Annotated in this window: 25 protein-coding genes and 1 pseudogene; 13 read left to right on the top strand and 13 right to left on the bottom strand. The window is 69.2% G+C overall.

Features of this window, described 5'->3' with window-relative positions:
- Positions 1 to 42 precede the first annotated feature (42 nt).
- Positions 43 to 1821: a 3-hydroxyacyl-CoA dehydrogenase family protein gene (locus ACIBGM_RS30285; RefSeq protein WP_396387447.1), complete on the top strand. Its 1779-nt coding sequence runs from the start codon at positions 43 to 45 to the stop codon at positions 1819 to 1821.
- On the opposite strand, the gene ACIBGM_RS30280 is transcribed toward ACIBGM_RS30285, so the two are convergent.
- Positions 1818 to 3323 (bottom strand): Nramp family divalent metal transporter, encoded by a 1506-nt coding sequence (locus ACIBGM_RS30280; protein ID WP_360533082.1) that lies wholly within the window; start codon positions 3321 to 3323, stop codon positions 1818 to 1820. The genes ACIBGM_RS30285 and ACIBGM_RS30280 overlap by 4 nt on opposite strands.
- 123 nt (positions 3324 to 3446) lie before the next feature.
- On the opposite strand from ACIBGM_RS30280, the gene ACIBGM_RS30275 reads away from it, so the two are divergent.
- Both ACIBGM_RS30275 and ACIBGM_RS30270 read left to right on the top strand, forming a co-directional pair.
- Complete coding sequence (locus tag ACIBGM_RS30275; RefSeq protein ID WP_396387446.1) at positions 3447 to 4589, top strand: hypothetical protein; 1143 nt, start codon at positions 3447 to 3449, stop codon at positions 4587 to 4589.
- Complete coding sequence (locus tag ACIBGM_RS30270; RefSeq protein ID WP_360533088.1) at positions 4589 to 5575, top strand: hypothetical protein; 987 nt, start codon at positions 4589 to 4591, stop codon at positions 5573 to 5575. The genes ACIBGM_RS30275 and ACIBGM_RS30270 overlap by 1 nt, the downstream gene beginning before the upstream one ends.
- A 3-nt stretch (positions 5576 to 5578) precedes the next feature.
- On the opposite strand, the gene ACIBGM_RS30265 is transcribed toward ACIBGM_RS30270, so the two are convergent.
- The 4 genes from ACIBGM_RS30265 to ACIBGM_RS30250 form a co-directional block, all read right to left on the bottom strand.
- Positions 5579 to 6346, bottom strand: a complete 768-nt coding sequence (locus ACIBGM_RS30265; protein WP_396387444.1) for an alpha/beta fold hydrolase — start codon at positions 6344 to 6346, stop codon at positions 5579 to 5581.
- Positions 6347 to 6356: 10 nt separating this feature from the next.
- Positions 6357 to 6650 (bottom strand): hypothetical protein, encoded by a 294-nt coding sequence (locus tag ACIBGM_RS30260; protein WP_396387443.1) that lies wholly within the window; start codon positions 6648 to 6650, stop codon positions 6357 to 6359.
- Positions 6651 to 6698: 48 nt separating this feature from the next.
- On the bottom strand, positions 6699 to 8093 hold the full coding sequence (locus ACIBGM_RS30255; protein ID WP_396387442.1) for a M28 family metallopeptidase: 1395 nt from the start codon (positions 8091 to 8093) through the stop codon (positions 6699 to 6701).
- Between the two features lie 77 nt (positions 8094 to 8170).
- Entirely contained in the window at positions 8171 to 9172 is a 1002-nt protein-coding gene (locus ACIBGM_RS30250; protein ID WP_396387441.1) for a fatty acid desaturase family protein, read from the bottom strand.
- Between the two features lie 219 nt (positions 9173 to 9391).
- Here ACIBGM_RS30250 and ACIBGM_RS30245 point away from each other — a divergent pair, with 219 nt between their 5' ends.
- The 5 genes from ACIBGM_RS30245 to ACIBGM_RS30225 all read left to right on the top strand — a co-directional run bounded on the left by ACIBGM_RS30245 (position 9392) and on the right by ACIBGM_RS30225 (position 13123).
- A complete protein-coding gene (locus tag ACIBGM_RS30245; protein WP_396387440.1) occupies positions 9392 to 10687 on the top strand; it encodes a sensor histidine kinase in 1296 nt (431 codons plus the stop codon).
- The gene (locus ACIBGM_RS30240) at positions 10639 to 11286 is read left to right on the top strand and encodes a response regulator transcription factor (protein ID WP_360536707.1); all 648 of its coding nucleotides are present in this window, start codon (positions 10639 to 10641) and stop codon (positions 11284 to 11286) included. Before ACIBGM_RS30245 ends, ACIBGM_RS30240 begins: the two co-directional genes overlap by 49 nt.
- A gap of 163 nt (positions 11287 to 11449) precedes the next feature.
- On the top strand, positions 11450 to 11902 hold the full coding sequence (locus ACIBGM_RS30235; protein WP_396387439.1) for an exo-beta-N-acetylmuramidase NamZ domain-containing protein: 453 nt from the start codon (positions 11450 to 11452) through the stop codon (positions 11900 to 11902).
- Positions 11787 to 12161, top strand: a complete 375-nt coding sequence (locus ACIBGM_RS30230; protein WP_396387585.1) for a hypothetical protein — start codon at positions 11787 to 11789, stop codon at positions 12159 to 12161. Before ACIBGM_RS30235 ends, ACIBGM_RS30230 begins: the two co-directional genes overlap by 116 nt.
- Entirely contained in the window at positions 12158 to 13123 is a 966-nt protein-coding gene (locus tag ACIBGM_RS30225; RefSeq protein WP_396387438.1) for a GNAT family N-acetyltransferase, read from the top strand. The genes ACIBGM_RS30230 and ACIBGM_RS30225 overlap by 4 nt, the downstream gene beginning before the upstream one ends.
- A 143-nt stretch (positions 13124 to 13266) precedes the next feature.
- Here ACIBGM_RS30225 and ACIBGM_RS30220 read toward each other — a convergent pair.
- A pseudogene (locus ACIBGM_RS30220) lies at positions 13267 to 13365 on the bottom strand (helix-turn-helix domain-containing protein); the annotation flags it as partial.
- Positions 13366 to 13486: 121 nt separating this feature from the next.
- Here ACIBGM_RS30220 and ACIBGM_RS30215 point away from each other — a divergent pair.
- The 4 genes from ACIBGM_RS30215 (at position 13487) to ACIBGM_RS30200 (ending at position 16586) form a co-directional block, all read left to right on the top strand.
- Positions 13487 to 14188: a PIG-L deacetylase family protein gene (locus tag ACIBGM_RS30215; protein ID WP_360536713.1), complete on the top strand. Its 702-nt coding sequence runs from the start codon at positions 13487 to 13489 to the stop codon at positions 14186 to 14188.
- Positions 14189 to 14235: 47 nt separating this feature from the next.
- Positions 14236 to 14988 (top strand): class I SAM-dependent methyltransferase, encoded by a 753-nt coding sequence (locus ACIBGM_RS30210; RefSeq protein WP_360536714.1) that lies wholly within the window; start codon positions 14236 to 14238, stop codon positions 14986 to 14988.
- Positions 14989 to 15098: 110 nt separating this feature from the next.
- On the top strand, positions 15099 to 15938 hold the full coding sequence (locus ACIBGM_RS30205; RefSeq protein ID WP_360536716.1) for a helix-turn-helix domain-containing protein: 840 nt from the start codon (positions 15099 to 15101) through the stop codon (positions 15936 to 15938).
- A 66-nt stretch (positions 15939 to 16004) separates the two neighbouring features.
- A complete protein-coding gene (locus tag ACIBGM_RS30200) occupies positions 16005 to 16586 on the top strand; it encodes a dihydrofolate reductase family protein (RefSeq protein WP_396387437.1) in 582 nt (193 codons plus the stop codon).
- Positions 16587 to 16798: 212 nt separating this feature from the next.
- On the opposite strand, the gene ACIBGM_RS30195 is transcribed toward ACIBGM_RS30200, so the two are convergent.
- From ACIBGM_RS30195 to ACIBGM_RS30175, 5 genes are all read right to left on the bottom strand, one after another.
- Positions 16799 to 17227, bottom strand: a complete 429-nt coding sequence (locus tag ACIBGM_RS30195; RefSeq protein ID WP_396387436.1) for an ester cyclase — start codon at positions 17225 to 17227, stop codon at positions 16799 to 16801.
- 11 nt (positions 17228 to 17238) lie between these two features.
- Complete coding sequence (locus ACIBGM_RS30190) at positions 17239 to 17793, bottom strand: YceI family protein (protein WP_396387435.1); 555 nt, start codon at positions 17791 to 17793, stop codon at positions 17239 to 17241.
- Between the two features lie 72 nt (positions 17794 to 17865).
- Complete coding sequence (locus tag ACIBGM_RS30185; RefSeq protein WP_396387434.1) at positions 17866 to 18987, bottom strand: RNA polymerase sigma factor; 1122 nt, start codon at positions 18985 to 18987, stop codon at positions 17866 to 17868.
- 38 nt (positions 18988 to 19025) lie between these two features.
- Positions 19026 to 19364, bottom strand: coding sequence for a YciI family protein (locus ACIBGM_RS30180; RefSeq protein WP_360536726.1), 339 nt, complete (start codon positions 19362 to 19364; stop codon positions 19026 to 19028).
- 34 nt (positions 19365 to 19398) lie between these two features.
- Entirely contained in the window at positions 19399 to 19977 is a 579-nt protein-coding gene (locus ACIBGM_RS30175) for a TetR/AcrR family transcriptional regulator (protein ID WP_360536728.1), read from the bottom strand.
- A gap of 86 nt (positions 19978 to 20063) precedes the next feature.
- Here ACIBGM_RS30175 and ACIBGM_RS30170 point away from each other — a divergent pair, with 86 nt between their 5' ends.
- Complete coding sequence (locus ACIBGM_RS30170) at positions 20064 to 20462, top strand: nuclear transport factor 2 family protein (protein ID WP_360536730.1); 399 nt, start codon at positions 20064 to 20066, stop codon at positions 20460 to 20462.
- On the opposite strand, the gene ACIBGM_RS30165 is transcribed toward ACIBGM_RS30170, so the two are convergent.
- Positions 20451 to 22847, bottom strand: a complete 2397-nt coding sequence (locus tag ACIBGM_RS30165) for an ABC transporter permease (RefSeq protein ID WP_396387433.1) — start codon at positions 22845 to 22847, stop codon at positions 20451 to 20453. The genes ACIBGM_RS30170 and ACIBGM_RS30165 overlap by 12 nt on opposite strands.
- Positions 22847 to 23548 (bottom strand): ABC transporter ATP-binding protein, encoded by a 702-nt coding sequence (locus ACIBGM_RS30160; protein WP_396387432.1) that lies wholly within the window; start codon positions 23546 to 23548, stop codon positions 22847 to 22849. Before ACIBGM_RS30160 ends, ACIBGM_RS30165 begins: the two co-directional genes overlap by 1 nt.
- Positions 23549 to 23588: the final 40 nt, after the last annotated feature.

Here is a 23588-nt window from a genome sequence, read left to right as displayed (position 1 = left end):
GCTCATGGGCGGACCACTGGGCGGACTGGCATAGTTCGGGGCATGGCTCGGGAACTGAAGACGGTGGGTGTGGTCGGTCTCGGCACGATGGGCGCCGGGATCGCCGAGGTGTTCGCGCGCAACGGGCTGACCGTGGTCGGCGTCGAGCGGGACGAGGCGGCGGCCGAGCGCGGCCGCGGGCACATCCAGCACTCGACCGACCGGGCGGTGAAGCGCGGCAAGCTGTCGGTCGAGGACCAGCAGGCGCTGTTCGACCGGGTCACCTTCGCCACCGCGCTGGAGGCGCTGTCCGAGTGCGACCTGGTGATCGAGGCCGTGGTCGAGCGGCTCGAGCTCAAGCGCGAGGTGTTCTCCGCGCTGGACAAGATCGTCCGCGAGGACGCCATCCTGGCCACCAACACCTCCAGCCTGTCCGTCACCGAGATCTCGGTCGCCACCGAGCGCCCGCGCCGGGTGGTCGGCATGCACTTCTTCAACCCCGCCCCGGTGCAGGAGTTCGTCGAGGTGATCAAGACCGTCGTCACCGAGCCCGACGTGGTCGAGGACGTGCAGGAACTGGCTCGCCGGCTGCACAAGGTCCCGGTAGTCGCGGCCGACCGGGCCGGCTTCATCGCCAACGCCCTGCTGTTCGGCTACCTGAACCACGCGGTCTCCATGGTCGAGTCGCGCTACGCCACCCGCGAGGACGTCGACGCGGCGATGCGGCTCGGCTGCGGCTACCCGATGGGCCCGCTGGCGCTGCTCGACCTGATCGGCCTGGACACGGCGTACGAGATCCTCGACACGATGTACAAGCAGGGCCGCAACCGGCTGCACGCGCCTGCCCCGATCCTCAAGCAGATGGTCACCGCGGGCCTGCTCGGCCGCAAGACCGGCCGCGGCTTCTACACCTACGAGTCGCCGGACTCCCCGGTCGTGGTCGACGACGAGCACACCCCGTCGACGTCGGCCGGCGCACCGGCCGTCCGTGCGGTCAAGCAGGTCGGCGTGGTCGGCTCCGGCACGATGGCGGTCGGCATCATCGAGGTCTGCGCCAAGGCCGGGTACGACGTCCTCTACGTTGCCCGCGGCACCGAGAAGGTCGACCGGGTCCGGGCCGCCCTGGAACGCTCGCTGGAGAAGGGAGTCCAGCGCGGCAAGCTGTCCTCCGACGAGCGCGACGCGGCGCTGCGCCGGATCGTCGGCACGGCGAAGCTCGACGACCTGGCGACAGTCGACCTGGTCGTGGAGGCCGTGGTCGAGGAGCTGAGCGTCAAGCAGGCGCTGTTCGAGACCCTCGACGAGATCTGCAAGCCGGGCGCGATCCTGGCCACCACCACCAGCAGCCTGCCGGTGATCGACCTGGCGATGGCGACCAAGCGGCCGAGTGACGTGGTGGGTCTGCACTTCTTCAACCCGGCGCCGGTGATGAAGCTGGTCGAGGTCGTCAGCACGGTCAGCACATCCGCCGAGGTGGCCGACACGGTCGCGGCGCTGGCAGTTGCCGCTGGCAAGCACCCGGTGCGGTGCGGCGACCGGGCCGGGTTCATCGTGAACGCGCTGCTGTTCCCGTACCTGAACGACGCGGTCCGGATGCTCGAGGCGCACTACTCCAACGTCGACGACATCGACGCCGCGATGAAGCTCGGCTGCCGGCTCCCGATGGGCCCGTTCGAGCTCCTCGACGTGGTCGGCCTGGACGTCTCGCTGGCCATCCAGCGCACCCTCTACCTGGAGTTCCGCGAGCCGGGGTTCGCCCCGGCCCCCCTGCTGGAACACCTCGTCACCGCCGGCTACCTCGGCCGCAAGACCGGCCGCGGCTTCCGGGACTACAGCAGCTAGAACGTGACCAGCGGATCCCCGATGAAGTCGGCGATGAAGTTGACGAAGAAGAATCCGAAGAACAGGAAGTTCAGCAGCAGGATCAGGTAGTGCCACGGCCGCGGCCGGGCCGGCACCGGCAGCTTGCTGTTCAGGTACATCAGCAGGAACGGGTAGATCAGCGCGCCCAGGTTCGACATGTTCGCCGACCACTGGACCAGGCCGACCGGCAGCGCCAGGTGGATGATGACCGAGATCACCACCAGCAGCACGATCATGAACGGGTAGTAGAACTTCCGCGGGTCGCCTTCGATCCGGGCCCGCAGCCTGGAGCTGCTCGCGTGCGAGGCGTCGGTGGTGACCCGGACCATCGCCTCGAAGATGCCGAGCTGGGTGCTGAACAGGATCAGCACGCCGATCAGCAGAATGAGGTAGAAGACGAAGCTGCCGTACTCGTCGTTCAGTACGTCGGCCACGAACGTCGGCACCGTGGCCGAGGTCGGCCCCTCGCCGCTGAGCTCGACCGCCCGGGTCATCAGGATGGTCGGCAGCAGCATGCCGAGCATCGCGCCGGCGAAGAAGACCGCCCACATGTCGGTCAGCAGCAGCCGGTACCACCGCCGCCACAGGCCGCGGTTCTTCTCGTCGTCGGGGAAGGTGACGCCGCTGGCGAGCACCTGCTTGCGCTCGCCGCGCATCCCGGCGAGGTAGCCGGCCCGGTGTCCCATGCCGTAGCCCTTGTCCCGGTAGTGCCCGAGCACGTACCAGTTCAGGCCCGACGCGAGTGCGGTGAAGCCGGCCAACGCGCCGAGCTGCGTCGCGGAGATCCCGTCCGGTGGTGCGGCCGGGGTGAAGAAACCGCTGATTCCGTCCCACCAGATCCGGCCCGGGACCAGGACGATGTCGACGATCAGCAGGGTCAGGAGGATCACGCTGATCATCACCCAGTTCGCGAGCTCCAGCGCGCGGCTGATCCGGCGTGCCGCCGCGGTGATCGCGAACACCAGGATCAGCAGCAGGATCGCGTAGATCCTGGGTTCCTCGGCGTCGGTGCTGGGGGCGGTCCGGCCGTGCACGAGTGCGTACACACCCTGTCCGGCCGACGCGGCCCAGCCGCCGGCGATGAACGCGAAGATGACCAGGAACACCGAGGCCGGCACCCAGAGGAGCCAGCCCGGCGGCACCCGGCCCCAACCGATCACGGGCACCTCGCCGGTGGCCACGACGTACCGGGCGCACTCGACGTTGTAGAACGTTTGCAGCAAGGCGGACACCGTGATGATCCAGCCGACCCCGACGAACCCGTACTGGCCGACGCTCAGCGGGCCGAGCAGCCACTCGCCGCTGCCGATGGAGATGCCGAGGGCGATCAGGCTCGGGCCGATGGCGAACTGGATCAGTTCGCGGGCGCCGAGGCGCTTGATCTTGAAGACCTCCTCCGGCGTTGGCAGGTCCTGCACCGCGAGATCGGGGCGGCTGACGCCGAGTGGGTAGTTCTGCTCTGACTGAGCGATGTCGGCCATTGTCCTTCTCCTCTGGCCTCGGACGGGGGCGAACGTCCTGTTGACCCGATCGTCACGCGCGATGCGGGGGTTGGCAAGCCCTAGTGCACCGGTGCTCTGGAAGACTGCCGGGGCATGCGGAGGATGAGGTATCAGCGGGACCTGGTTGGGGTCTGCGCGACGCTGTTGCTGGTGTTCACCGGGATCGGGCTGATCGGGATGCCGGGGGTCATCGGGGCGGAGTGGCCGGGCTGGTCCTCGTTGATGTTCCTCGTCGCGGTCCTGGTGCTTCCGGTGGCGTGGGTGCTGCTCCGGATCTCCTCCGGTACGGCGACGGTCGCTCGGTGGATCGCGTTGGCCGCGGTCGGCGCCGTACTGGTCCGGCTGGTCTGGTCCGCGTACGACGCGGGGCCGGCGATCGTGATCGCCGTACTGCCGTTGCTGGCGATTCTCGTCCTTGCCGCGGTGGTGCTCGTGTACTCGTGGCCGCAGGCGACGTCGCGAGCGCTGAAGGACGTTGCCCAGCGCAACGGGTGGCGAATGCTCGAACCGCGGGAGCTGGACCTGCCGCCGCTGCCGTTGCCGGTCGGGCGGGCGTGGAGTGTGCGGAACGCCGTACAGACTCCGAATGGGACCGCGTTCGAGGTGCGGTGGCTGCAGTGGCACGGGCTGTTGTGCCGTCGGCGTCGGTTGTCGGTGTTCGTCGCGCCGCGGCTGCCCGCGGCCCTGCCGCCGATGGAGGTCCGGCCAGGTGGGCTGTCCCGGTCCGACATCACGCTGGAGAGCGCCGAGTTCAACCGCAGTTTCGATGTCATCGGCAACGAGGCGCGGTACCTGACCGCCGTCCTCCATCCGCGCACCATGCAGGCGCTGCTCGACGCTCGCCCCGTCTCGCTGGCGATCGCGAGCACCGCCCTGGTCCTGTACGACGACCAGCCGCTGACCCCGGAGTCGCTCACCCGCGGCCTGGCGAACCTCGAGCGGATCAGCATCCCGCGTCATGTCCTCGACGACTGGGGCCAGTACGCGGGTCAGTCCAGCCAACGCGGTCTCCGCTTCACCGGTCGCGGTTTCGACCTGTCGGCCGGTGCCCTGATGGCACGGCTGGGCGCGATGACCACCGGGCTGCTCGGCCTGACGCTGCTCACCTGCCTGGCCGCCGCCGCGACCGAGCCGGCCTTCGACCCGCCCCGACCGGTCAGCACTCTGCTCGTCGCGGCCGCCGTCCTGCTGGCCGTCGCCGTAATTTGCGTGCTGGTCCCGAAGCGGAGACCTACGCTGGGCTGATGATCGAGCAGAGGCGCGCACCGCTTCCGCGGTCGTTGCTGCCCGACGCCGAAGGGCAGTGGGTACGGCGCTGGACCGGCGACGCCTGGATTGCCGAAGCGGACGCGTGGGTGCGGGAGCAACTGGCAGGGACTGCCGTCACCGGTGCGCCGGTGCCGTACAAGATCCGCTTCTGGGCAGCCGTCTGGTGCTACCCGACCGACCACGGGCTGTACTGGTTCAAGGAGAACAACCCCGGCCAGGCGTTCGAGGCCGCGCTCGTGGGTGCGATGGCCGAGGCGCTGCCGCAGCACGTCGTCGCCCCGCTCGCGATCGAGCCGGAGCGCGGCTGGTTTCTGACCGCCGACCAGGGACCGACGCTCGACGAAGACGACGTTGCCTGGAGCCGGCTCGTCGTCGAGTACGCGGCCCTTCAGCGCGACAGCGTCCCCGTGGAGAGCGCACTGCTCGCCAGCGGGCTCACGTCACTCGCCCCGGCTCACCTGCCCGGCGCCGTGCACCACGTGGCGGACTGGTTCGCGGACCTCGCCGACGATCACCCGCTGCGTCCCGGTCAGGCGACGCTTGACGGCGTACGGCGGGCAGCCGACACCTTGTCCGGGGTGGAGAAGCTGCTGCCGGGCGCCGTACCGATGGCTCTCGATCAGAACGATCTGCACGCGCGGAACGTCTTCCGGCCCGATCCGGCCGGTCCGTTCCGGTTCTTCGACTTCGGTGATGCGGTGTGGGGTCACCCGTTCGCGACGATCGGGAGTGTGCGGGAGGACGTCGACGACGAGGTCGTGACGACGTACCTCGAGGAGTGGTCGGACCTGGCGCCGCTGGACGTGCTGCGCCGCGAGCTCGAGATCGCCGAACCGCTGCACACGGTGCACCGGCTGGTGTCCTGGCACCGGCTGCTGGAACACGCGGACGAGATCGAGTGCGCCGCGTGGGTCGTCCACATCGAGCACTGGCTCCGCGAGCTCGTGCGAACCTACGGCTAGGCCTTAGGTCAGGAAGGGCGTCAGTACGGCGAGGAAGTCGTCGAGGCGCTCGGCGTGCACCCAGTGGCCGGCCTCGGCGACCTCGGCGTACTGGACGTGGGGGAAGTACGACGCGATCGTGGCGCGGTGGTCCTGCTGGACGTAGTCCGACTTGCCGCCGTAGATGAAGAGGGTCGGGCCTTCGTAGCTGCGGCCCTCCGCCTCGGCCGGCCAGCCGGAGATCGCCGGCAGCGCGGCCTCGATCACCGGGAGGTTGGGCCGCCACCGGGCCCCGGCCTGGTCGAGGATCAGGTTCTGCAGCAGGAACGCGCGAGTACCGGGGGTCTGGACCGCTTCGGCGAGTTGAGCGTCCACGTCGGCGCGGCGCTGGACGTTCGACAGGTCGGCGTCGCGCATCGCCTTGGCGTACTCGACGAAGGCCGGCGGGTAGGCCACCGGCGCCGCGTCGACCACGACCAGCCGCTGCACGACCGACGGGTGCTGGAGCGCGGTGAGCATCGCGGTCTTGCCGCCCATCGAGTGGCCGACCAGCGCGACCGGCCCGATGCCGAGGGATTCGATCGTCTCGCGGACGTCGTCGGCCATCTCCGGGTAGCTCATCGTGCCGGTGTGCGGCGAGGTGCCGTGGTTGCGCAGGTCGAACGCGAACACGCGGTGCTCGCCGGACAGCCGCCGGGCCGCGGTCATCCAGTTCCGCCCGGAGCCGAACAGGCCGTGCATGACCACGACCGGCGTGCCACTCTCGCCGTACGACGTCACCGGAAGCTTCATCAACAACCTCTCAGCGGCGGCGTTGCCAGCAGGCGGAGTGCCAGTGGCGTCGCTCGTCGAGGGACTGGGCGCCGCCGATCGCGGCGAGCAGGCTGGGGTTCTCCGGCCAGACCACGACATGCGGCGTGGCCGGCGGGATCAGCTGGTCGCATCCCGGGCAGCGGTACGCCTTGCTCGACGAGGACCCGGACACCTGCCGCACAATCCAGTCACCGTCGGACCGTGCTTGGCGGGTCTGGGAACCACCAAGCAGCGGCCGGTCGTTGACCGGCCGCTGCCACTTGGAAGGCTTCCGGCGCGACATAGCCCTTCAAGGCTAGCCGTATGAGCCACGTCACCCCGGCCTAGGCCGTCAGCCGCGGGCGACGGCGTACGCGGCGGTGCCGATCAGCTCCATCGAGACCTGCAGCCGCTCCAGGCTGACGTTCTTCGCGATCGTGTCCTCCGGCGAGTGGTACGGCGGCTCGAGGAACGCCGGCGAGATCTCGCCGCGCCAGGAGAAGTTGGCCGACGCGATGCCGACCTCCTGGAACGACTGGTGGTCGGACGCGCCACGCTGGACCGGGCCGACCATCCGCGGGTCGTACCCGAGCCGCACCCCGGCCGCCCGGACCGCGTCCGTCGCCGTGTTCGCCAGACCGGTGAAGGACAGCAGCCAGTAGGTGATCGCCGGGTCCCAGCTGGTCGCGACCATGTCGTTCTGGAACACCGCCGCGTGCCGGTCCCGCTGGGCCTGGTCCAGCTGCGCCACGTGGTACCGCGACCCGATCAAGCCCTGCTCCTCCGAGCCCCACAGCGCGAACCGCAGCGTCGCGTTGGTCGGGAGCCGGCTGAACACGCGGGCCAGCTCCATGGTGAGCACGGTGCCGGAGCCGTCGTCGTTCGCGCCCGGCGCGCCGATGACCGAGTCGTAGTGCCCGCTGACCACCACGATCGGCGCGTTCGCGCCGGCCTTGCCGCGCCGCTCGCCGATCACGTTGTTCGAGATCAGCCCGCGGTGCGAGGTGGTGCTGACCCGCAGCGGCAGCGAGGTCACCACGGCGAGCGCCTCGCGGATCAGCCGCTTCTGCACCTGGGCGACCCCGATCACCGGGATCGCGGCCGCGGTGAGGCCGGTGGACGGCGAGAACGCCGCGGCCCGGCGCGGGTACACCTGGTCGGCCGGCAGCAGGATGACGGCCACCGCTCCGCGCGCCGCGGCCTCCGTGACGACGGCCTGGCGTGCGGCCGCGGTGTCGTCGGTGATTACGATCGAGCCGGCGACGTCGGCCGGCCAGACCGGAGCCGTCGCGGGTCCGACGTCCCGCACCGGTCCCTCGACCGTGACGTCGAGCTTGCCGGCCGGAGCGGCGCCCGCCTGCCAGCACAGGTCGTCCGGCAGGATGCCGCGGACGTCCTCGATCTGCGCGGTGAACTTGTCCGCGACCGGGAACGGCTCCAGCCGGGTGTGGTAGCCGTACTTGTCGAGCTGGCCGGCGATGTAGTCGGCCGCCCGCTTCTCGCTCTGGGTGCCACCGATCCGCGGCCCGATGTGCTCGGACAGCACTTGCAGGTGGCGCAGCGCCTTCTCCGAGGACAGGCCGGAGACGATCTGCCGGTCGTACCTGTCCAGTGCCGGGCGGTTCACTGCGCCGGGCCGCAGGTCGTCGGCTCCCCACGCCGGTACGGCGGGCAGCGCGGTGGCGGCGGTGACGCCGGCGACGGCGCCGAGCAGTCCACGGCGACTCAGACCGGATCTGTCGGTCATGCAGGTCTCCTCACAAGGTGGGCGGCCCCGAGACCCCAGACCGTAATCGATCCGCGACAGCTCGCCTAGGGCGTGGCCTAGCGCTGATCCCTGAGTTCCTCGCCCACCTCGTGCATGTGCTGCAGGCCCATCCGGTAGGACTCGATCAGGCCGGTGCTCAGGTACGGCATGCCGATCCGCTCGCAGTACGTCCGGACGATCGGCTGCGCGGCCCGCAGGTTGGCGCGCGGCATGCTCGGGAACAGGTGGTGCTCGATCTGGTAGTTGAGCCCGCCCATCATCCAGTCGGTGACCAGACCGCCGTTCACGTTGCGCGACGTCAGCACCTGCTTCTCCAGGTGGCCCCAGTTGGTGTCGGCGCCGGGCATCTCCATGCCCTTGTGGTTCGGCGCGAACACGCTGCCCAGGTGCAGGCCGAAGACCATGTGGTGGATCAGCGCGAACAGCACCGCCTGGCCCGGCGACATGAGCAGGAACAGCGCGCTGAAGTACAGCAGCAGGTGGGCGGCGATCAGGCCGAGCTCGAGCCGGGCCTCGCGGCGCGGGCGGCCGAGCAGGAACGTGATGCTGGACACCTTGAGGTTGAAGCCCTCCAGGGTGAGCAGCGGGAAGAAGATCCGCGCCTGGTTGCGGGTCAGCCAGCCGTACAGGCCGGTCCGGCCCTCGGCCTGTTCGAGCGTCCAGACCAGCACGCCCTCGCCGACGTCCGGGTCCTTGTCGGTGTGGTTCGGGTTCGCGTGGTGGCGGTTGTGCTTGTCGTTCCACCAGCCGTAGCTCATCCCGCACAGCAGGTTGCCGTGCAGCATGCCGATCCAGTCGTGCAGCTTGCGGGAGCCCGAGATCTGCTGGTGGCCGGCGTCATGGCCGAAGAAGGCCGCCCTGGTGGTCAGGACGGCCAGCGGGATCGCCAGGAGCAGCACCCACCACGAGCCGCCCAGGAGCGCCACTCCGGCCCAGGTCGCGGCCAGCAGCGCGACGTTGATCCCGATCGCCATGGCGTAGGCCGCCGTACGCCGTTCCAGCAAGCCGGCTGCCTTGATCTCGCGCAGCAGCGGTGCGAAGTCACTGCCTTTGGACACGGCAGTAGCGGAAACCATGGGCTGAGCCATTCAGGTCCTCATCTCAGAGCGGTGGGAGGCCTGGGCGTACAGCCGCGGCCAGCGTACGGCATCAAGCCTCATCGCCCTAATGGCAGAAAACATGAGTGCTAAGACCCGAACTCGTCGGGGAGACAGTTCCCCGAAGAGAGTGGGCCTAACACCACCGCCCCGGGTCTTACGCTCAGTCATGATGGAGCCATGACCACTGTTGCCACCCAGGCGCCGCCGATGCGGTACCCGAAACTCGCGCAGCCGTGGATCGCGCTGTTCCTCGCGATCCTGGCCGAGCTCGGGATCGCCTTCTTCGTGCTCAACGTGGTGGCCGTGCCGCTGATCGCGGTGTGGGTCGGGATCCCGATGCTGCTCGCGTTCGTCCCGGCCACCCGCTGGTTCGCGAACTGCCACCGGACCATGCTGGCCGGCTTCGCCGGCGAGCGGATCCCGCGCCCGTACAAGAAGCCGCCGATGCCCGGCATCCTGATGTGGCTGCGCACCACGCTGACCGACCCGGCCACCTGGCGCGACGTCATCTGGCTGATCGTGAACGCGACCATCGGGTTCACGCTGAACCTGCTGTCCGCCGTACTGTTCCTGGCCGGCCTGTTCTACCTGGTCTACCCGCTGCTGGTCGGCGTGACGCCGGAAGGCGTTTTCACCGAGCCGTTCGGCGGGCTGGTCACGGTGAACTTCTGGACCAGCTTCCTGGTCATGCCGGTCGCGCTGATCGCGTTCATGATCTGGATGGCGGCCGGTGAGCGGCTGCTGAAGGCGAACGCGTTCATGGCCCGCTCGCTGCTCGGCCCGACCGAGAGCGCCAAGCTCGCGCTCCGGGTCCGGGAGCTGGCCGAGTCCCGCGCCGAGACCGTCGACACCCAGGCGGCCGAGCTGCGCCGGATCGAGCGCGACCTGCACGACGGCGCCCAGGCCCGGCTGGCCGCGCTCAGCATGAACCTGGGCATGGCCGAGGAGATGGTCAACCGCGACCCCGAGCAGGCCGCGGCGCTGCTGACCGAGGCCCGCCTGTCGGCCAGTACGGCGCTGTCCGAGCTGCGCGACCTGGTCCGTGGCATCCACCCGCCGGTGCTCGCCGACCGCGGGCTGGAGGGCGCGGTCAAGGCCCTCGCACTGTCCTGCCCGTTCAAGGTCGACGTCACCTTCGACGTCCCCGGCCGGCCACCCGCGCCGGTCGAGTCGGCGGCGTACTTCGCGGTGGCCGAGGCACTCGCGAACGCGGTGAAGTACTCGGCCGCGACGAACGCCTGGATCCAGATCACGCACGAGCACGAGAAGCTGCATCTCCTGGTCGGTGACGACGGCATCGGAGGCGCGGTGATCAAGCCCGGTGGCGGTCTGTACGGTATCGAGCGGCGGCTGGCCGCCTTCGACGGTACGTTGACCGTGGTCAGTCCGACGGCCGGGCCGACCACCGTGATCATGGAGCTACCTTGCGAGTCCTCATCGCTGAAGACCACGCCCTCCTCCGGGACGGCCTGATCCGCCTGCTGGAGGCGCACGACTTCGAGGTCGTCGAGGCAGTCGACAACGGTCCCCGGCTGGTGCCCGCGCTGGTGGAGCACCGGCCGGACGTGGCCGTTGTCGACGTACGGCTGCCGCCCACCTTCACCGACGAGGGCCTGAAGGCCGCGATCGAGGCCCGCCGCCAGGTGCCCGGCCTGCCGATCCTCGTGCTGTCGCAGTACGTCGAGCAGCTGTACGCCCGCGAGCTGCTCACCGGCGGTGGCGGCGCGGTCGGCTACCTGCTCAAGGACCGGGTCTCGAACGTCGCCGAGTTCCTGGACTCGGTACGGCGGGTGGCTGCCGGCGGGACCGCGATGGACCCGGAAGTGATCGGCCAACTGCTGGCCCGCAACACCCGGGACGAGCCGGTCGGCCGGCTCACCCCGCGGGAGGCCGAGGTGCTGGGACTGATGGCCGAGGGCCGCTCGAACGCCGCGATCGCGAACGCGCTGTTCGTCACCGAGAAGGCGGTCAGCAAGCACACCAACAACATCTTCGCCAAGCTCGACCTGCCCCCGTCGGAGGACGACAACCGCCGCGTGATGGCCGTCCTGACCTACTTGTCCTCCCGCTGATCCCTCACCGTCGGTAGTGGGGGAGGCCGAGTACTTCGCCACGCTGCACCGTTGAGCGGAGCTGCTCGGGTAAACGTTTGTCTGTAATCCATTGACCATCGCCTGAATGTCTCGGTAAGTTTTCTACCCAGTTGCAGGATCCACGAACTGGGTGGTGGTGGCGATGGCAGTCCGGACCGGCGCGGAGCGTCTGGCCGGCGAGCCGGGGCTGGTGGGCGACGGGCGCCTCGGGCTGATCACGAACTTCACCGGCGTGCTGCTGTTCGACATCCAGGACATCGGCACGCGGTTCTACACCTACATCTGGACGATGTACGACTGCCTCCAGGCGGCCACGCGGCTCGGGAAGCGGTTCGTCGTCCTGGATCGGCCGAACCCGCTCGGCGGGCTGCGGGTGGAGGGTCCGCTGCTGCAGCCGGGCTTCGAGAGCTTCGTCGGGCGCGCGCCTCGAAGGCACCAACCTCAGCGAGGGGCGCGGGACGACCCGGCCGTTCACGACCATCGGCGCTCCGTTCCTCGACGAGCGGTTCGTCCCCACGTTGCGCGACTTCGGGCTGCCTGGCGTCGTCTTCCGTCGTACCTGGTTCGAGCCTGTGTTCAGCAAGTACGCCGGTGAGGCCGTGCCCGGTGTCCAGTTGCATGTCGTCGACCGGACGACGTACGAGCCGGTGCGTACGGCGCTGGAGATGCTGCAGGTGGTCCGGCAGCTGTACCCGGACGACCTGCAACTGCTGCCGTCCCTCGACCTGTTGTGGGGCTCGGACTCGTTGCGCAAGGCACTCGAAGCCGGTGAGGACCCGCTCGCGCTGTTGCCTGCGGCAACGCTCGACTGGGTGCGACCCGGCGTACTGCTCTACGAAGGGACCTCGCGATGATCAGGTCATTCCAGGTCGGCGACGGGCCGTCCCTGGCCGAGGCGTGGACCGCGGCGGCGCCGGCGGATCCGATCGGGTACCAGCGATTCCGCGACCTGTTCCTGCTCGACCGGAATTTCGATCCCGCCGGCCTGCAGGTCGCCGTCGTCGACGACCAGGTGGTCGGGGCGGCGTACGCCGTACGTCGGCTGGTCGCGGCATCCGGCGCTGACCTCGAGCCGTCGGCCGGGTGGATCCCGTTCTTCTTCGTGCATCCCGACCATCGCGGTCGCGGACTCGGCCGCGCGTTGCTCACGGCGGCGCTGGACTGGCTCCGGTCGCACGGGCGGTCCGAGGCGTTCTTCTCGTCGTACACACCGAACTACTTCCTGCCCGGCCTCGACGCCGCCCGCTACCCGGATGCCCTGAGGCTGCTGTCGGCGCTGGGTTTCGAGCGGCGGTACGACGCGGTCGCGATGGACCGGAGCCTGGTCGGGTACGAGATTCCTGCCGAGGTTCGTGCGCAGCTCGCCGGGCTGACGGCCGACGGCTACAGCTTCGGGACGCCGAGCGGCGACGAGCTCACCTCGCTGATCACCATCGCGGGCGACGAGTTCAACCCGGACTGGGCGCGGGCGATCCGGGAAGCCGTCGTCACCGGGCTGCCGCTGGAGCGGATCGTGGTTGCGCGTGATCCCGGCGATCGCCTGCTGGGGTGGGCGATGCACGGCACCTACGAAGGTGTCATCGACCGGTTCGGGCCGTTCGGGGTGCTGCCGGAGTCGCGCGGCACCGGGCTCGGCAAGGTGCTGCTGCACCTGACGCTGGAGCGGATGGCCGGGCTCGGCGCGCACAGCGCGTGGTTCCTCTGGACCGGCGAGCAGTCCGCGGCCGGCCAGCTCTATCTCAAGACCGGATTCACCATCACCCGCACGTTCACCATCCTCCGGGCGCCCTTGGTCCCGGCCGACGGGAAGGACTGACATGCGCATCGTTCAAGGCGTTCGGCTGGCGGTCGCCGCTGCTCTGATCGCTTCTGCCGCCGCCTGCTCGAGTGGCGAGGGCTCGGGAGACGGCGGCAAGTAAAGCTAGGCGTCGCTCCTCTGTCGGAGGTCCACATCGACCACTGCTCGAGCGCCAGGTTCCACACGTATCGGGCATGCCCGCACTGAAGCAGCAAGGCTGTCTGCTGCGCGGGAGTCGGATACAGCCGGAACCGGGACATGTTGCACACCCAATCAGCCGTGACCGACAGTTCCCGATTCTCGAAAGGAGGGAAGCGCTGTGTGTCTCCACCCTGGACGACGAGCGGGCCTCGGCGCGACGACCGAAGTGAGGACTTGCTTGTGACCAGAACAGTGCTCGCCGTCGGAGCGCACATCGGCGACATGGACCTGACTGCCGGGCCCATGCTGGCCAAACTCGTGCTGGAAGGCGCGAACGCGACCATCATCGCGCTCACCCCCGGCGAGCGCGGCCACCCGCGGATGACGCCGTCGGAGTACAAGGTGCAGAAGATCGCCGAGGGCGAGGCGTTCGCCACCGCGATCGGCGCCGACTTCATCGTCCTCGACCACAGCGACGGCTTCCTCCCCGACACCGACAACGTCGCGACCGAGCTGGCCGCGATCATCCGCGAGAAACAACCGGACACCCTGATCACGCACTGGAAGCACAGCATCCACCGCGACCACGAGCATGCCGCCAAACTCACCGAACGCGCCCGCTTCCTGGCTGGCCTCCCCATGGACCCGTCCGAAGGAGTCGACGGCGCGCGCCACTCGGTCCGCACCTTCCTGCACGCCGAGAACTGGGAAGACATGGAAGGCTTCCAACCCACGATGTACGTCCCCATCCCCGACGAAGCCTTCTATCGCTGGATCTCCGCCATCCGCCACCAGGCCTTCGCCCGCGGCGAAACCTACGGCTTCCGCTACATCGACTACTACACAGCCCTCATGACCACCCGAGGCTGCCTAGCCGGCTACCCCCGAGCCTGCGCCTTCCACAGCACCCCCACCCCCGAAATCACCAAACTCAGCCCGTAACCTTCCCCACGCGCAAACTGCGGGTGAGTCGGAAAGGAGGCGGCTTGATGAGTGGAGCGTTCTACTCGCACGCGAGGCTGTACGACCTGATGTTCCCGGGCGGCGGCCCGGCAGTCGACTTCTACCGTGCCGAGGCCAATCGGCAACGCGGGCGGGTGTTGGAGCTCGGGTGCGGCACCGGGCAAAAGCTGATCCCGATCGCGTCCGACGGGCATCCGTGCGTCGGCTTGGACTTCTCGCCAGACATGCTGGCTGAGGCTCAGCGTAAGGCGAACGAGCGCGGTGTAGCGGTGGAATGGATGCAGGGCGACATGCGGGCCTTCGATCTGGGCCGCACCTTCGACTTCGTGTTCATCACAGCCAATTCTCTGCTGCATCTGCATGAGGCCGAGGATCTGGTGAGCTGCTTCCGGTCGGTTCGAAGACACCTGGCACCTGGAGCACGCTTCGTCTTCGATGTGTTCAACCCGAGCATGCGCCTCCTTGCCGAAGCCGATGGCGTGCGGCGTACCCGGGAGTCGTTGTCGTTCTTGGATCCTGACCGTGGCAAGGTCAGCGTCGATGTCGCTGAGACCTACGATGCGTCCGCGCAGGTTACCCGCGGGACGTGGTACCTCTCGAGTGACTCCGAGGCCGACTTCGTCGTCGCACCGCTCGAAATCAGGAGCATCTTCCCGCAGGAGCTGCCGCTGCTCGTCTCGCTCGGCGGCCTCCGGCTCGTCGAGCGCTTCGGCGACTGGTCCGGTCGACCATTTGCCGGGGATACGCCGCTTCAACTCTGCATCTGCGAGTCCGCCTGATCGAAGGCGAGGGTGATGGAGGTCATCCGGCAGCTGGTTGCCGAGGGGCCGCAGCGCGGCTGGACCATCCCGGCGCGCGCTGCCGGCGCGGCGTCGGCGATCCTGTGGGCATGGAGTACGTGTCCAGAGTGCCGCGACCGCCGCTGGACGGGCTGATCGACGACCTCTACTACCTGGAGGGTGCGCCGCCGTACGCCCGGCTGACGCTGCCAGCGGCGCCGGTGGCGCTGCTCATCGTGAACCTCGGGCCGCCGTTCCGCATCCGCGCCGGCACCGACATCGAGACGGCCGAGTACGCCGACGGCTGCGTGGTCACCATGCCCACCCGCGCGTGGGAGTTCGGCTACCCACTCCGGTCCCGGTCCGTCGGTGTGCACTTCAAGCCGTGGGGGCTGGCGCCCTTCCTGGCGATGCCTGCGGCCGAGCTGTGTGACCGGCCGCTGACGGTAGAGCAGGTCTGGGGCCGGCCCGCCACTGCTGAGTTGCGAGACCGGCTGGCCACGGCGGACGGACCGCGCGAGATGCTGACGCGGCTCGAGGAGGAGCTGATGCGACGGCTGTGCGAGACCGCCGGCCTCGGGCTGGTCCGCCATACGAGTAGCGTCATCGCGGCGACCGGCGGGGAGGTTGCGATCGGCGACCTGAGCGTGGCAGCCGGCGTCAGCAGCACTCATCTGGCACACCGATTCAAGGAGCTCATCGGCGTCACGCCCAAGCGGCTGGCCCGCAGCCACCGCTTCGCCGCCACCGTCTTGGCGATCGACCCCGCCGGACCGATCGACTGGGCCGACCTCGCCGGTGGCGCAGGCTACTTCGACCAGGCTCACTTCGGCCACGAGTTCCGGGCGTTCACCGGGCTCACGCCGACCCGGTACGTCGAAGTCCGGCGGCGATTCCTCCGCGAACATCCCGGCCACGTGCTGGAGGGCTGGCCGCTGCCGGCCGATTGATTTCTTACAAGAGCAACAGCCCACGACACGTTAATTTGGGGACACCCCAAAGCAGAGGAGAGCAACGTGGGCAAGGTGGTTATGTACGCCTCGGTGTCGGTGGACGGCTTCATCGCGGACGAGAAGGACCAGCCCGGACCGCTGTTCGACTGGTTGACCAGCGGTGACGTCCCGTTGGACGAGAGCGGCGTGTTGAAGGTGTCGCAGACGTCCGCCGACTACGTCCGGGAGTACTGGGACCAGATCGGGGTGACAATCGCCGGCCGCCACGTCTTCGACGTGACGGACGGCTGGGACGGGACGCCTCCGAGCGGGGTCGACCACGTGGTCGTCGTGACGCACCGGCCGCAGCCCGAGGGCTGGGATCCCGAGGCGCCGTTTCACTTCGTCGACAGCGTCGAGACAGCCGTGGCCAAGGCGCAGGAGCTTGCGGGTGACCGCGTTGTCGAGGTCGCCGCCGGCGACGTCGGCGGCCAGGCGCTTGCCGCGGGTCTTGTCGACGAGGTGCGCATGGACGTCGTACCCGTGGTGTTCGGTTCCGGCAAGCGCTACTTCGGGTCGGTCGACGCGCAACACCTGCTGGAGGACCCTGACGCGGTGATCCAGGGCAACCGGGTGCTCCACCTGCGCTATCAGGTGCGCCGTTGACCCGATCTGGGTCCGACGACGACCGGGTCCGGCCGCCGGACAAACGACTGGTGCCGTCCGACGGACCGGGATCCGGTGCGACCACGGGCGGTTGAGGAAGCGCGGTAAGCGCGTGGATCGGGTGGGTGGGAGCGGTGGCGAGCACGCGACGGAGGAGCGGGCGTAGCGCCGCGTGGGACAGGCCGCGTGTGGGTCGACCGCGTGGGTAGGGGTTACCCCGGGAGTAGGCCCAGTTGGCGCATTTGGGTGGCTATGTTGACTACGCCGTGGGTTTCGGTGATTTGGTCGTTGGTGAAGCGGAAGATGAAGATCTCGTTCCACGTGATCTGGCGACCGGTGGCGGGGACGCCCATGTAGTCGCCCAGGTGCGTCCCGGTGACGGTGTTGCGGCAGACCACTTTGTCGTCTTCGGCGATCAGGTCCTCGATCTCGACGTGCAGGTCGGGGAACGCCCGCAGGAGCATCGCCCAGACCTGCTTCTGAGCCTCCGCGCCAGTCCCGTCGACCGGGAGCGGCGTGCTGAGCTGCACGTCCGGTGCGAGCGCCTCGTCGAGCGCCTTCGAGATCAGCTCCGGGTCCCGCGAGTTCATCGCGCCGTGCAGTCGGCGGAAGGTCGCTTTGTTGCGTTCTGCAGTAGACATGTGAAGAGCTCCTACTTCTCCAGGACAGCCTGGATCTCGAGGTTGATGGTCACTTTGTCGCCGACGGCGACCCCGCCGCCGTCCAGCGGCACGTCGAGGTCGATGCCGAACTCCCGCCGGCTGATCTGCGCAGAAGCCGAGAACCCAGCCCGATACCCACCGAACGGATCCGGCCCGAACCCACCCACTTCCACCTCCAACGGCACTCGCCGCGTGACGCCGTGCACCGTGAGCTCACCGTCCACGATCCAGCCGTCGGCAGTACGACGTACGCCGGACGACCGATACGTCATCGCCGGAAACCTCTCGGCCTCGAAGTAGTCGGCCGAGCGCAGGTGGTCGTCGCGCATTTCGTTGCCGGTGTCAACGGACGCGAGATCGATCCGCGCCTCGACCGACGACTCCAGCGGATCCGCTGCGGTCACGATCGTCACGTCGTACGTCGTGAATCGGCCGCGCACCTTGCTGAGCATCAGGTGCCGGACGCTGAAGCCGACCTCGGAGTGCGCCGGGTCGACCTTCCACGTGCCGGTCAGGTAGTTGGGGATCGCGACGGCGACTGTCATGGTTTCTCCCTGGATGTTGGGGTCGCTCACATCCAGGCGACGAACGAGGCCGCGCCCTGGGGACAGCCGGCTTCAGAGTTCTTCCAGCCGCCGCGTCAGGAACCGCCGCTCCGGCGTCGAGGTGGCCAGGTCGAGTGCACGCAGGTACGCCGTACGCGCGTCAGCATCACGTCCGAGCCGCCGGAGAAGCTCCCCGCGGGTCGAGTGAAAGTAGAGGTAGCCGTCCAGATCCAGGCGATCGACAGCCTCGAGAGCAGCAACGGGATCGCCGGCCTGCGCAACGGCAACGGCCCCGTTGAGCTCGACGACCAGTGAGCCGGTGAGCTCGGCCAGTCGCCGGTACAGTTCGGCGACCTGCGGCCAGTCGATCTGCTCCCGCGTCTGCAACGACGCGATCGCCGCCTGTACGACGTACGCGCCGCGACCTCCCAACGCGATGGCTCGGTCGAGTACTGCGCGACCCTGGTCGATCTGGTCCTGGCCCCACAGCGAACGGTCCTGATCTTCGAGCAGGACGATGTCGTCGCCGGCGTACCGGGCCTGCCGGCGGGCGTGGTGGATCATCATCAGCGCGAGCAGCCCGTGCGCCTCCGGCTGGTCCGGCATCAGCTCGACCAGCACTCGGCCCAGGCTGATCGCCTCGGCGCCGAGATCGATGCGGCCGCTGTAACCCTCGTTGTAGATCAGGTAGATGACGGCCAGCACAGCATCGAGGCGATCGGGCAACAGGCGTTCGGCGGGCACCGCGAACGGGATGCCGGTCGCCTTGATCTTCGCCTTGGCACGCGTCAGCCGGCGCTTCATGGTCTCCTCGGACACCAGGAACGCCCGCGCGATGTCCGCGGTCTGCAGTCCGCCGAGCGCCCGCAGCGTGAGCGCCACCTGGCCATCCAGCGCCAGCGCCGGGTGGCAGCAGGTGAAGATCAGCTCCAGCCGCTCGTCCTTGAACACGGTCTCTTCGTACTCGTCCATCACGACCTCGGTTGCCGGTAGCAACTGGATCTTCTCGGCCAGGGTGCGGTCCCGGCGGATCCGGTCGATCGCCCGGTTGCGGGCCGTCGTGGTCAGCCAGGCGCCCGGGTTGTCCGGCGTACCGTGGTCGGGCCAGCGCTGCGCGGCGAGCGCGAACGCCTCCTGCGCCGCCTCCTCGGCCCGGTCGAAGTCGCCGAGGAACCCGACCAGCGTGGCCAGCACCCGGCCCCACTCGTCCCGAAAGACCTGCTCCAGCGCGGTCAGCCCTGCACCACCGGCCTGATCTCGACGGTCCCGCCCAGCCGCACCGCCGGGAACCGCGCCGCCAACTCGACCGCCTCGTCCAGGTTCGCCGCCTCCAGCAGGCAGAACCCGCCGAGCACCTCCTTGGTGTCGGCAAACGGCCCGTCCGTCATCAACGTCCGCCCACCCTCGACCCGCACGCACGTAGCCATCTCCACCGGCTGCAACCGAGCCGCCGCCACACACTGCCCTTCCCCGAACAACACCGAGTACTCCGCCACCACCTCGTCCCGCTCCGCCTCGGACAGCCCCTCGTCGTACCCAGGCTCCGTGTAGATCATCAACGCAAACCGCATCCCAACCTCCTCACCCAGTACGACGAACAACCCCTCACGCCGGGGACACCACCGAGCCGACGATTTGTTCGGCGAGTTGGTGGGCCAGGCGGGCTGGGGTGGTGTTGGGTCTGGTGGCTCCGGCTGCGAGGGTTCCGTCGACGAGGAGCAGGAGTTGGTCGGCGGCGGCTGGCGGGTGTGGGTGGCCGAGTTTGACGAGTTCGGCCTCGAAGAGTCCGTGGAGGTGTTCGCGGTACTCGCGCGTGATGGCGTGCGCCGGGTGGTCGGGGTCGGCCAGCGCGAGGTCGGCGGAGAGGTAGCGGCAGCCGCGGAAGCTGGGGTCGTCGATGACTCCGTCGAGCATGTCGAAGACTGCCAGCAGGCGAGCGGACGGGTCGTCGCCGGCGGCTTCCATGGTGCGGCGGTAGAGCTCCTCGTCCTCGGCCGTCGTCTCCCGCAGCACCTCGGCTATCAGCCCGTCCTTCCCGCCGAAGTGCTCGTACAGCGAGCGCCGGGCGACTTTGGCCTCCTTGAGGATGGCGTCGACGCCGACGGCGACGCCGTACCGGTAGGTCAGCTCCCTGGCGGCGGTCAGGAGGCGTTCACGCGGACGACTGGTGGAGCGGGGTTCCATGAAAGTCAGCGTGCCATGGGGTTGCCAGTAGATCAACCGGTCTATATGGTCAGAGTAGACCGATCGATCTATCTAAGGAGGATGTCATGACCCACCGCACCACGGCCGAGACGATCGACCGCTTCAACCACGTGTTCGTCAACCACGACCCCGCCGCGCTGGACGACCTGGTCGCCGAGGACTGCGTCATGGAGGCGATCCAGCCGGCTCCCAACGGCGCCCGGTACGAAGGCCGCGAGGCGAACCTGACCTTCTGGCGGGCGCTGGCCGAGGACCGCAGCACCCAGTTCGAGGTGGAGGACGTGGTGGTTGCGGGCGACAACGCGACGATCCGGTTTCGCTACCACTTCGGCGAGGCTCTCGCGGAATCCGTGCGCGGCGTGAACCTGGTGCGGGTCCGCGACGGGAAGATCGTCGAAGCACTCGCCTACAGCAAGACCCCCGGTGAGGTCCCGCTCGCCGCCATGGACGACTCAGTCGAGTGACAGTCCGGCGGCCGGAGTCACACGGGCGGCCCGGCGAGCCGGGAGGACAGCGGCGAGGAGCCCAGCCAGAGCGGCGATGAGTACGACGACGCCGAGTGAGAGCCACGGGAGTTGCATGGTGGCGGCCTTGAGGACGTCCTTCACGAACGTCTCGTAGCCGACCCAGGCGAACCCGACGCCGATCACCGTGCCGAGCACTGCGGCCACCACGGACAGCAGCACGGCCTCGGCCGCCAGCATCCGGCGCAGTTGCCTTCGGGTGAGCCCGAGTGCGCGCAGCATCGCGTGCTCACGGGCACGCTCGAGGACGGAGAGCCCGAGGGTGTTCGCGATCCCGATCAAGGCGATCACTACGGCGATGCCGAGCAGACCGAGCACCGACCAGGTCAGGACTCGCAACTGCTGCTCCTCCGATTCCCGGGCCTGCAACTCGTTGTCGACCCGTGCGCCGACCGGATCCGCCAACTCGTCCAGGTCACCGACGAGTCGTCCCGGGTCGGCATCAGGAGACGCGCGAATCCAGATGGCATGCGGCGCGGCGGAGTCGGCGAGACTCGCCAGCGTCGCGGGCGCGACCACGCCCGTCCGGCCCCAACCGATGCCGGCGGCAACTTCCAGCTGAGCTTGCCGTTTGCCGACCCGCACTGTGACCCGGTCACCGGGACGAACGCCGAGGCCCTTGCGAAAGGAGGCGTAGTCGAGTCTGATCTGCCCGGGCTCCAACCGGGCGAACGCTCCGCCATCGCGGGTCACCTGCTCCGCGGTCGGCGCAGTGACGACCAGGAGTGGCTCAGGGAGCCCGGCCACCTGGGCCATGGCGCCGTCGACGGAAATGGCTTGTTCCACACCGGTTGTACGACGTACCCGTTCGAGGAGATCGGCGGCGACCGGCTTGTCGGGCGAGGTGAGCGCGGCATCGAGGGGGTGCCGCCTCCCGCGTTCCTCATCCATCGCCGTGCGCCACGTGGCCAGCCCGGTGAGTACGGCGGTTGTCAGCGTGACGCCGACCAGGAGCGAGGCAGTCGTGGCGGCGGTCCGGCGCGGATTGCGCATGGCGTTGTTGGTGGCCAGCCGTCCGGCGGGGCCGAGGAGCAAGCCGGCGATCCGGATCAGTCGGGGGACGAGCACCGGCCCGAAGAGGAGTACGGCGGTGAACACCGATCCGCCGCCCGCCACCATGAGCGCCGTACTGTGCTGGTTCATCGCAACCCCGAGCAGGGTCAGCCCGGTGAGCAGGAGGAGTGCGGCGAGCGCCAGCCGCACCACACCGGCGGCCGTGCGTACGTCGACAGCCGCATCCGGGCGCAGTGCCGCAAGTGGGCTCACCCGCACCACACGCCGGGTCGGTAACCAGGACGCAAGCATGGTGACCATCAGACCGGCAGCGAACCCGCCCAACAGCCAGAGCGCGGGCAGCGCGGGAGCGCCCATCGGGGTAGCGGGCGCGACCGCGTTGATCAGGGCGACGAGCCCGTAGCCGAGACCGACACCGACCAGCATGCCGGTCAGCGACGCGAATACGCCGACGGCGGCGGCCTCACGCCGTACCGATCGCACCACCTGCCGCCGGGTCGCACCGACGCAACGCAGCAGCGCGAAGTCGCGCAGGCGCTGCGCGAACAGGATGGAGAACGTGTTCGCGATGACCAGGACCGAGACGAAGAGCGCGATGGCGGCGAACAGCAGCAGCATCAGCGACATCGTGTCGACGCCGTTGTTGAGCTCGGTCTGCGCCTCGTCGACGAACGCCTCCGGTGACTGCACCAGCGCGCCCGGCGGGAGCGGGCCTACCTCCCCGCGCACCGCCACCCGGCCCAGCGAGAGCGACTGATGGTCGCGCCACTGCAGCATCTGCGGCAAGGTGACGTACACCGAGGCCTGGGCCGTGCTCGAGGGTGATTCCACGACGCCGACCACTGTCAGTTCGGTCGCAGTGCTGCCCTCGCCGATCCGGATGCGGTCGCCGATCGAGATCTCCCGGGCCTGCGCGACCCACACGTCCACGGCCGCCTCGCCCTTGCCGGCCGGGAAACGGCCCGAGCTGAGCCTCTGCCAGCGCAGCTCCGCCGAGGGGGCGATCGGACCAACGGCTGTCCCGGGGTACGGGCGGCCGCCCGCGCGCATCAGCAGCAGGGCTCGGCCGATGACGGACGCGTTGTCGCCGCGCCGCTCGGCGAGCTCGATCGCGGCGTTCGTACCGATCTTGGACACCACGTGGTCGGCGTTGCGGAACGGCGCTCCGAAGCCGGCCATGAGTCCACTCCGTGCTCCGGACGTGAGTACGCCGACCACGACGACGAAAGCGACTCCGACGATGACTGCGGTCGCCGCTGCGACGTACCTGCGGAGGTGGGTGCGCAGGGACGCGAGCAAGACGGTGCCCATCAGGCGATCCGCCCGTCCTGCATGGTGACCACGTCGTCGGCGTACGTCGCAGCGTCCCGATCGTGGGTGACCATCACGACCGTCTGGCCGAGCTCGCCGGCCGACCGGCGCAGGTGCCCCAGCACCTCTGCCGACGTGGCGCTGTCCAGGTTTCCGGTGGGCTCGTCGGCGAACAGCAGGTCCGGCTGGGTGATCAGGGCGCGAGCGATGGCGACCCGCTGCTGCTGGCCGCCGGACAGCTCCGCGGGCAGGTGGCTGAGCCTGTCGGCCACGCCGAGGGCATCGGCGAGCGCCTGGGCTCGCTCCCGCGTCGCCTCGTCGATCCGGCGACCGCCCAGCTCGAGCGGGAGCACGATGTTCTGCAGCGCGGTGAGCATCGGCAGCAGGTTGAACGACTGGAACACGAAGCCGACATGATCGCGCCGGAACGTCGTGAGCGCGTCGTCGTCGAGTGATCCGAGGTCGGCGCCGGCCACCGTGACAGTGCCGGTGCTGGCCTGGTCGAGTCCGGCCAGGCAGTGCATCAGCGTGGACTTGCCCGAGCCGCTCGGCCCCATGATCGCGGTGAACCGGCCGCGGGGCAGGTCGAGGTCGACGCCGCGCAGCGCATGCACCTCGGCCTCGCCTCGGCCGTAGGTCTTGGTCAGACCCCGGGCGCTGGCGGCTAGTTGAGTGGCTTGCTGGGTGGTGGTGGCAGGCATGGCTGAAGCCAAGGGAGCGCGGTGTTGCCAGCGCGTACGA

The sequence above is a fragment of the Kribbella sp. NPDC050470 genome, assembly GCF_044458365.1.
In the GTDB taxonomy this organism is placed as follows: Bacteria; Actinomycetota; Actinomycetes; order Propionibacteriales; family Kribbellaceae; genus Kribbella.
The sequence above is the reverse complement of the archived record's forward strand: the minus strand, read 5'-3'. Positions and strand labels throughout refer to the sequence as shown.